1 protein-coding gene is annotated in these 1783 nt (G+C 74.7%); it reads right to left on the bottom strand.

Annotation, left to right across the window (positions count from 1 at the left end; all coding sequences use genetic code 11):
* A partial coding sequence (locus tag VR45_RS34295; protein WP_199926055.1) for a lantibiotic dehydratase occupies window positions 1-1732 on the bottom strand: 1732 nt, incomplete at its 3' end.
* Window positions 1733-1783 lie beyond the last annotated feature (51 nt).

Genomic DNA, 1783 nt, shown 5'->3' with positions numbered 1-1783 from the left:
GGCCGGCGGCGATGTCGGTCATGCTGGCCGCGGTGAGCGCGGGCGCCGGAACTCGGCCGGGTCCGGTGTGTCGGAGCTGAGCGAGGGCAGCGGCGGAGTCGGCGACGAACACCCACTCGGCGAGGCGCATCAGCGGGCCGCCGCCGTAGCGGCCGGTCTCGGGCCGATAGGTGTCCCACTGCACCCGGCCGCAGGCGAGGCCGGCGTCGACCAGGCCCTCGGCCCAGGCGGCGACGTGGCGGGCGGTGTCGGCGAACGCTCCGTCCTCGTGACGGACGCGCAGTCGCAGATGGGGTTCCGGGTCCTGGTAGCGGATGAACCAGAGCGGCAGCGGGCCGAGGACACCCATCAGTTCGGGCAGGCGGGCCAGCAGGTCGGCGTGCCGGTCCGGTTGGGCGTAGACCTTGGCGTACGCCCAGCCCGTGCCGGCGGTCCCCAGTGAGCGGCCGGGAGCGGGTCCGGTGGGACGCCGGACCTCCGGGGGGCGAGCGGGCTGTTGGGTGGCGACGAGGGGGAGGGTGAGTTCGTGCGCGCGACCTGCGATCCATCCCAGCGCGCAGAGTCCGGGGGCCTCCCGCAGAGTGGCTCGGCCGTGCTGGTCGAGGTGGGCGCGCAGGAGCTGCCGGTGGTGGCGCTCGGTGAGGTCGAGCCGAAGGCGCCGGTCGCCCTCGCCCAGATCGACGGTGGCGGGGATCCGTCGGCGCTCCCGGATCGCGGCGAGGCCGCTGTCCCATCCGCTCCAGGGATCGGTGGCCGGCGGCAGGTCGGCGGCGTCCAGGTGCCAGCGTGCGGGGGCGAGGATGCTGCGCCCGTACCGGATGGCGGGCAGGAACGGCAGCTCGGAGGCGGCCGGACCCCAGGCGAACGGTGCGAGGACCGCCGCCCGAGCCCGGGGAAGCTCGGCCAGGAAGCGGGCCAGCGGGTGGGTGAAGTCGCTGAGCTGCACCGCGTTGAGGATCGCGGGTTCGACCGGACGACCGGTGCTGCGGGAGAACAGCCACAGGTGCCGGGCGTCGGCAGTGACGGTCAGGTCCTCCAGCAGGATCGTCCCGTGGCCGTGTTCACCGATCGTGATGCTCTCGCGCAGCACGGCGGGAGTCCGGGCGACGTTCTCTGTCCGCACGCGCAGCGGCGGGCTGGAGAGCTGAGTGCGGACGGCTCCGGCGGTCAGTGCCGGGGCGCGGCGCAACGCACCGGCGAGACGGTCTCGGGCGGTGTCGTCCAGCAGGTGCAGGAAGCGGCCGGTGGTCGTTCCGGCGCCGTTGGCGACACCGGTGACCACGAGGGTGAACAGCCCGCCGTCCAGCAGGGCCGGGGCTTCGCTGTGGAGCTGGAAGCACAGCTCCAGATGGGCGGGCGTCTGCTCGACCGCTGCGGGGGCGAGGTGGTCGAGCACGTCGTCGACGTCCACGGTGGTCAGCCCGTCGAGCGCCGCCAGTTGGGCCAGCTCCAGGAGAACGGCATCGCGCTCCCGCACGGCCGGCGGCGCGACGGTCAGGGCGGAGCCGCGGTATCCGGCCGGAAAGCCGAGGCCGGTGTCGGGGTTGACCAGGTCCAGGAGCGGCACATGGGCGCCGGGGCCGTACCGCTCCAGAAAACGGGCGTGGTAGTCCCGCCAGGCGGGCGGGCCCTGCGGGTACGGGCTGGAGCGGGCCAGCGCGGCGGCGGCCCGCTCGGCCTCCCGCGCCACCTCCGTGGGCAGCACGAGGTCGCAGCCGAGACGCAGGTCCACCGCCAACGACGGCACACCCTCTCCGGGAACCGCCGCCATCAGGTTCGGCAC

Source organism: Streptomyces sp. NRRL S-495 (assembly GCF_000966955.1).
Classification (GTDB): Bacteria; Actinomycetota; Actinomycetes; order Streptomycetales; family Streptomycetaceae; genus Kitasatospora; species Kitasatospora purpeofusca.
The sequence above is the reverse complement of the archived record's forward strand: the minus strand, read 5'-3'. Positions and strand labels throughout refer to the sequence as shown.